6 protein-coding genes and 1 pseudogene are annotated in these 6,930 nt (G+C 74.1%); 1 reads left to right on the top strand and 6 read right to left on the bottom strand.

What is annotated here, in order from left to right:
• From RKE29_RS10300 to RKE29_RS10280, 5 genes and pseudogenes are all read right to left on the bottom strand, one after another.
• Positions 1–356, bottom strand: a pseudogene (locus tag RKE29_RS10300) (hypothetical protein); the annotation flags it as partial.
• A gap of 211 nt (positions 357–567) precedes the next feature.
• The gene (locus RKE29_RS10295) at positions 568–1,287 is read right to left on the bottom strand and encodes a transglycosylase SLT domain-containing protein (protein ID WP_312004831.1); all 720 of its coding nucleotides are present in this window, start codon (positions 1,285–1,287) and stop codon (positions 568–570) included.
• A 552-nt stretch (positions 1,288–1,839) separates the two neighbouring features.
• Positions 1,840–3,177 (bottom strand): PhoH family protein, encoded by a 1,338-nt coding sequence (locus RKE29_RS10290; protein WP_312004830.1) that lies wholly within the window; start codon positions 3,175–3,177, stop codon positions 1,840–1,842.
• A gap of 485 nt (positions 3,178–3,662) precedes the next feature.
• The gene (locus RKE29_RS10285) at positions 3,663–4,424 is read right to left on the bottom strand and encodes an isoprenyl transferase (protein ID WP_312004829.1); all 762 of its coding nucleotides are present in this window, start codon (positions 4,422–4,424) and stop codon (positions 3,663–3,665) included.
• A gap of 550 nt (positions 4,425–4,974) precedes the next feature.
• Positions 4,975–5,727, bottom strand: a complete 753-nt coding sequence (locus tag RKE29_RS10280) for an A24 family peptidase (protein ID WP_312004828.1) — start codon at positions 5,725–5,727, stop codon at positions 4,975–4,977.
• A gap of 183 nt (positions 5,728–5,910) precedes the next feature.
• Between RKE29_RS10280 and RKE29_RS10275 the strand changes: the two genes are divergently transcribed.
• A complete protein-coding gene (locus RKE29_RS10275; RefSeq protein WP_312004835.1) occupies positions 5,911–6,264 on the top strand; it encodes a DUF192 domain-containing protein in 354 nt (117 codons plus the stop codon).
• Between the two features lie 39 nt (positions 6,265–6,303).
• Here the strand turns inward: RKE29_RS10275 and RKE29_RS10270 are convergent, their stop codons facing one another.
• Positions 6,304–6,930 (bottom strand): OmpA family protein, encoded by a 627-nt coding sequence (locus RKE29_RS10270; protein WP_312004826.1) that lies wholly within the window; start codon positions 6,928–6,930, stop codon positions 6,304–6,306.

Raw genomic sequence — 6,930 nt, 5'->3', positions numbered from 1 at the left:
TGCGGACCGGCGGCCTCCCCGGGCGTCGTCGCCTCCGCGGGCGCGGCGCGGCGGCCGCCCCGCGCGGGCTTCCCGTCCTCGTCGCCGGACCCGGGGTCCTCCCGGAGCTCTCCGGCCGGGGCCGGTGCGGCGGCCCGGGGGCGCTCCGCGGCCTCGCCCGGCGCCCCGACCGGCTCCCCGGCGTCGTGGGCCCGGACGCCGGGCTCGGCGCCGTACCCCTCGGAGCCCTCGTACCCCTGGGGGACGTCGTGGGCCTCGTACGCTTCGGCGGCTTCGGCGGCCTTGCGGTCGAGCCGTTCAGCGAGCCGGACCAGGCTGGCTCCCAGCCCGCCGACCCACTGTGGCAGTTTGGACATCTCTTTCCCTACCCCCGTCCCCCTCACTCGTCGGGATGACGTTACCGGTGCCGCGCGCCTTCGTACGCCACCCGCCGGGTCGTGGGACGCGCGCCGGGCACGCAGACGCGTGCGGCCCCCGGCCGGTGAGGGCCGGGGGCCGCACGCTGTGCAGGTCGGGGGCGGGACAGCACCGCGGGCGAGAACCCAGCCCGCGGGCGAGACCCTGGTCCTAGTACCAGCCGTTGGCCTGCCAGAAGGCCCAGGCGCCGCACGGGCTGCCGTAGCGGGCGCTGTTCATGTAGCTCAGACCCCACTTGATCTGGGTGGCGGGGTTGGTCTGCCAGTCGGCTCCGGCCGAGGCCATCTTGGAGCCCGGCAGCGCCTGGAGCAGGCCGTAGGCGCCCGAAGACGCGTTCACCGCACGGTAGTTCCAGCCGCTCTCGTGGCTGACGATGTTGCTGAAGCACTGGAACTGGTCGGCCGGCACCATCTGGCGCGCGATGGCCTGGACCTCGGCGATGGTGTACGAGGCCTGCGGCGTGAAGCTGCCCGCGCTGCGCGTGGCGGACCGGCTCGCGAGCTTCTCCTCGCGCTCCTTGGCCGCCTTCTCGGCCGCCTCCTTGTCCGCGGCTTCCTTCTTGGCGCGCGCGTCCTTGGCCGCCTGCTTGCGGGCGGCCTCCTCGGCCGCCTTGCGCGCCTCCGCGTCGGCTGCGGTGGACTGCACGTCCGCCTGCTGCGTCAGGGTGGCGACCTGCGCCTGCGCCTGCTGTCCCGCGGGTATGTCCGCCAGGAGCGTCGCGTCGGCGGCAGCCGCTTCGGCGGGACCCGACGAGCCCTGCTCGTCGCCCGCTGCGACACCGACGACGGCGCCCACAGTGGTGACCGCGGTGGCCGACGCCACGGCGAATCCCCGGACCGAGATCCGGCTCACATGGTTTCCTTCCAGCATCGCCCGCCTGTGGTGACCTCGCGGGCGCGATCATGCCCCTGGCACTGGCCTCCTTGAGGTCCGCCCCGTTACGTGCTGTGGGGGGAGCGGCTGGTCACGGGAGGCACGGGCCCGGTGGGCCCCTTACGGGGCCACGAGGTGCTTCGGGCGGCATACGGCGGGACGCTCTTTAGTTGGTGGTACTGCGATTGGTTCGTACCACTGGCGGTACCAGCGGTACTGGTGTGCCGTATGCGGGGCCTAACAGGAACCACACACTGCCCGAAGGATCCGCCCGGTGGCAACTCCCCGGTGCATGGGAAAGCTCACAGCTCGTTTGACGAGACGGATTAACGGAAAGACCCGCCCAGCACGGCGCCGCGCGGCTAGGCTCGCCCGCTTCTGCCACACGGCGCTCTCAAACCCCACGTGTGACTGAACTTCAGACGACCTCCGCCGGTCCCCCGATCGGCCGTCCGACCTCGCCCGATCGGCCCCGCGACGGCCTTACGGGCGAACCGCCCCGCACGGGATCGTACGGGGCGGTTCGGACCGACCGGAGGCGGGAGCGCGCTAGATGTGCCCGTCCTCCAGCATCTCGGTCACCAGCGCCGCGATCGGCGAGCGCTCCGAGCGGGTGAGGGTGACGTGCGCGAAGAGCGGGTGGCCCTTCAGCTTCTCCACCACGGCCACCACCCCGTCGTGCCGCCCGACGCGCAGGTTGTCGCGCTGGGCCACGTCGTGGGTGAGGACCACGCGGGAGTTGGCGCCGACGCGGGAGAGGACGGTCAGCAAAACGTTCCGCTCCAGGGACTGGGCCTCGTCCACGATCACGAACGCGTCGTGCAGCGAACGGCCGCGGATGTGGGTGAGCGGCAGCACCTCCAGCATGCCCCGGCCGACGACCTCCTCGATGACGTCCGCCGTGGTCACCGCCGACAGCGTGTCGAACACCGCCTGCGCCCACGGGCTCATCTTCTCGGCCTCGGTGCCCGGCAGATAGCCCAGTTCCTGCCCGCCGACCGCGTACAGCGGACGGAAGATCATCACCTTGCGGTGCTGCCGCCGCTCCAGCACGGCCTCCAGACCCGCGCACAGGGCCAGCGCCGACTTGCCCGTGCCGGCCCGGCCGCCCAGCGACACGATGCCGACCTCCGGGTCGAGCAGCAGGTCCAGCGCGATGCGCTGCTCGGCGCTGCGCCCGTGGATGCCGAACGCCTCGCGGTCGCCGCGCACCAGCCGCACCTGCCCGTCGGGGGTGACCCGGCCCAGCGCCTTGCCGCGCTCGGACTGGAGCACCAGGCCGGTGTGCACCGGCAGTTCCGCCGCCTCCGGAACGTACCCCACCTCGGCCGCGAACAGGTCGTCCACCTGCTCGGCGCCGACGGCCAGCTCCGCCATGCCCGTCCAGCCGGAGTCCGTGACGGCCAGCTCCGCGCGGTACTCCTCCGCGAGCAGGCCCACGGACGACGCCTTGATGCGCAGCGGCAGGTCCTTGGAGACGACCGTGACGTCGTACCCCTCGGCCTGGAGGTTTCTGGCCACCGCGAGAATCCGCGAGTCGTTGTCCACGGGCCGGCCGCCCTGGGCCAGGAACGCCGCGGGCAGGACGCCCGGGTCGGAGTGGTTGAGCTCGACGCGCAGCGTGCCGCCGAGTCCCCCGATGGGGATCGGCGCGTCCAACCGCCCGTACTGGACGCGGTACTCGTCCAGCCGGCGCAGGGCCTGGCGGGCGAAGTACCCCAGTTCCGGGTGGTGCCTTTTGGCCTCCAACTCGGTGACCACCACGACTGGCAGCACGACCTCGTGCTCGTCGAAACGGGACATCGCGTTGGGGTCGGCCAGCAGGACGCTGGTGTCGAGGACATAGGTGCGCCGGTCGTTCTCGCGGCGTTTCTTGCTGGTCACCACGGGTGGACGAACCTCCTCGGGAGGTCGGGGCGCGACGGCGTCGCGGGGGAATGGACCGGGCTCAGGCCCCACACGAGGGCCGAGCGCCGGCCCTCCGCGTCGTACGCGCGATGTCGCGCGTCGTCCGTGTGCAAAGGGCCTCCCGGGCGGACGGCCCCATGCCGTCCGCTGGCAGTGCGACACCCGGTCGGGCAGTCCGGCAGGTCGGACAGGGTGTCGGCCTGAGAGGGATATTCCCTCTCCCACCCGCCGCCATGCAATGGCGGTCGACGGCCGCTGTGTGAACGTTGGGGAACGGGCGTGCTACCGGGGTGGCCGGATCCGTACGACCTGGGCGGTAACCGGCGGCAGGCCCCGGCCGACCGGGATCGGAACGGGCGCGGGGCGGGCGCGCGGGCTGGGGCGGGCGCGCGGCCGGGTGGGGGAGGTCGCGCCGGCCGGGTGGCCGCGGGCCGCGCGGAGCGGGCCCGGTCGCCGTCGCCGTCCTAGTTGCCGTAGCGGCGGTGCCGCAGCGAGTAGTCGCGCAGCGCCCGCAGGAAGTCCACCTTGCGGAACGCGGGCCAGAACACCTCGCAGAAGTAGTACTCCGAATGGGCGCTCTGCCACAGCATGAAGCCCGACAGCCGCTGCTCGCCGCTGGTGCGGATCACCAGGTCCGGGTCCGGCTGGCCGCGCGTGTACAGGTGCTCGGCGATGAGGTCGGTGTCGACCACGTCGGCCAGTTCCTCGAACGTCGTGCCCTTGCCGGCGTGGTCGAGCAGCAGCGAGCGCACCGCGTCCGCGATCTCCTGCCGACCGCCGTAGCCGACGGCCACGTTGACGAGTATGCCGCCGACGTCGTGGGTGGCCTGTTCGGCCTCCTTCAGCACCCGCTGGGTGTGGGCGGGCAGCAGGTCCATGGTGCCGACGTGGTGCACCCGCCACCGGCCGTCGGCGGCGATATCGCGGATGACGCCTTCCACGATGCCCAGCAGCGGGACCAGTTCGTCCTCGGGGCGGCTGAGGTTGTCGGTGGACAGCAGCCACAGGGTGACGACCTCGACGTCCGTCTCGGCGCACCAGCCCAGGAGCTCCAGGACCTTGCTGGCGCCCGCCTTGTGGCCCTGCTCGGTCGTCCCGCCCGCGGCGCGGGCCCAGCGGCGGTTGCCGTCCAGAATGACGCCGATGTGCTTGGGCACCTGGGTGTGGTCGAGGCGGCTCTCCACCCGGCGTTCGTAGAGCCCGTACACCAGGTCGCGCAGCTTCACGTCGTCAGCCCCTCCATGCCGCCTTCACTGTGGCATTCCGCCCCGGGCGTCACCCTACTGCCGTGCGAGCAGGGGTACGAATCGAGGGTTGGGCCCGAGTCCGCGGCTCTGCCCCACGATGTGACGCTGTGTGATCGATCGGCGCGGCTGCGTCCGCCGCGCCGTCCGCGCCCGGGGAAAGTCACCCGAACGGCGCATCACAGAGAAACCAAGAGAAACGGGCCGGTCCGTGGGGGGGATACGGACCGGCCCGAGGGGGGGCTTCCACCATAACCCTTCGTGAGGGGTGCTTGGTGCAAGAATCGCGTTATCGCTCCCAGATACCTGTCGGATGCCGCCTCTGAGGGGTGAGCGAGGGGCACCAGCGGGGCTGGCGGGGCAGACGTTAACGGTGTGGCGACGGGCGGGCGGGGTCGCGGGACGGACAGCGGACGGCGGTCGGCGGTCGGCAGATGGCGGCGGGACGGTCGGCGGTCGGGACGGTCGGCGGACGGGGAACGAGGCGGTCGGCGGTCGGGGAACGAGGCGGTCGGCGGTCGGCGGTCGTACGTCAGGCCCCCAGCCCCCCGAGCACCAGGCCCGCGCCCGCTCCGACGATCATGAACGGGCCGTAGGCCATGGGGCTTCTGCGGCCCGCCCGCCGCGTCGCCATCAGCACGACCGCCCAGCACCCGCCGAGCAGCACCCCGGCGCAGGCGCCCGCGACCAGCACGCCCCAGCCGTACCAGCCGAGGGCCACGCCCAGTGCGAGGGCGAGCTTGACGTCCCCGAAGCCCATGCCGCCGGGGCTGACGACGAAGAGCAGGAAGTACGCGCCGCCCAGCGCCACCCCGCCCAGCAGCGCGCGCGGCCACGACCCGGCGTGGCCCGGCAGCAGCGCGCCCACGCCGAGCAGCGCCGCCGTGCCGCCCGCCATCGGCAGGGTGAGCACGTCGGGCAGCCGGTGGACGGCCCGGTCCACCGCGGCGAGCAGCAGGCCCGGCGGCGCGAGCAGCGCCCACACGGCCAGCTCGGGCCGCGCGCCGACGGCGGCCGCCAGCCCCGCGCACACCAGCGCGGTGACGGCGGCGGCGAGGGGCGCGCGCACCCCGTACGCCCCGGAGCCGGCCGGGCCCGCCGCGCACTCCCGGCACCAGGCGGCCCCCAGCCAGCCGCGGGCCGATCCGGGGAGCCGGTGCCCGCGCGGGCAGGCGCCGCGCCACGGCTCCTCGGGCTGGACGCTGAGCCGGTAGAGGGGGCGGGGCAGGAGCAGCCCGGCTACGGCGCCGTACGCGGCGGCCAGGACGGTCGGCAGGGGATGCACAGGCCGAGCCTACGGAAGGCGGCCACGCGTGGAACACTGCGCCGTATGAGCGGTTGGCGCGACGGCAGGGGGACGCTTCGGGTGCTGGACGGCGGGGGCCGGGTGCGGGGGCCGGGGGCCAGGGAGGCCGGCGCCGGGGGCGCCGACTCCCCTGACGCCGTTCCCGCGGCCGCCGACGCCGGGATCACCGTCTCCGGGATCGATGCCGGGGAGGGGGCCGCGGAGCCCTGCGCGGACATCCCCGTGGAGATCGCCGCCTCCTACCGGGCCCGCGCGCGCGGCCTGCTCGGCCGGGACGGCGTGACCGGCGCGCTGCTGCTGACCCCGGCGAGCGGCGTCCACACCTTCCGCATGCGGTTCGCCATCGACGTCGCCTACCTCGACCGCCGCCTGACCGTCCTGGCGGTCCGCACCATGCGGCCCGGCCGCCTCGGCCGGCCGAGGCCGCGGTCGCGGCACGTGCTGGAGGCGGAGGCGGGGGCGATGGCGCGGTGGGGGCTGCGGGCGGGGGTGCGGGTGGCGATCACCGCCGGCTAGGCCGCCCACGCGGAGCCGGCGGCGAGCCGCTCGGCCCGCCTACTCCCCCTCGCCCCGCGAGAACGTGACCTCGACGCGGCGGTTGCGCCTGCGGCCCTCCTCCGTGGCGTTGTCCGCGATCGGGTACTGCTCGCCGTATCCGCGGATCTGGTACTCGATGGAGGGCCCGAGGTCCGCGGCCAGCAGCCGCTGGACCGCGTTGGCCCGCTGCTTGGACAGGGCGACGCCGTGCTCGTCCGAGCCCAGGTTGTCCGTGAAGCCGAAGACGCGGACCGTGGTGGCGCCCTGCCGCTCGATCTCCTCGGCGATGGTGTGGATACGGGCGTTCGCCTCGGTGCCCAGCGTCGAGCTGTTCTTGTCGAACAGGACCTCGGTCTGGAGCGAGAAGCTGACCTTCGCGTTGCTGTCCTCGCGCCGCTCTTCGCCGTCGTCCGTCTCGACCACGGACTTGATGTCGAGGACCCGGCCGGGGGCCAGGGTCGCGCCCTCGGCCAGCCGCAGGTCGGGGTCGCCGGCGTCGATCTTCAGGGGCGGCGTGGTGTTCGGCAGGGCTCCGGGCCCGCTGTCGGCCCGGGCGGCGGGCGCCGGTACGGCCAGCAGGAGCGCCGTGCAGGCGACGGCGACGAGGAGCGGCACGCGGCGCGGGGGGCTGGCGGTCGTCGTCAT

Origin of the sequence: Streptomyces sp. B1866, from assembly GCF_031932565.1 — a bacterium.
GTDB lineage: Bacteria > Actinomycetota > Actinomycetes > Streptomycetales > Streptomycetaceae > Streptomyces.
Note: the sequence above shows the minus strand (reverse complement) of the source record. Positions and strands in the feature narration are given on the sequence as shown.

Bases quoted from the DNA above. Each gene is read 5' to 3' on its own strand.
- RKE29_RS10295 (WP_312004831.1), bottom strand. From the start codon at position 1,287: ATGCTGGAAGGAAACCATGTGAGCCGGATCTCGGTCCGGGGATTCGCC.
- RKE29_RS10270 (WP_312004826.1), bottom strand. From the start codon at position 6,930: ATGACGACGACCGCCAGCCCCCCGCGCCGCGTGCCGCTCCTCGTCGCC.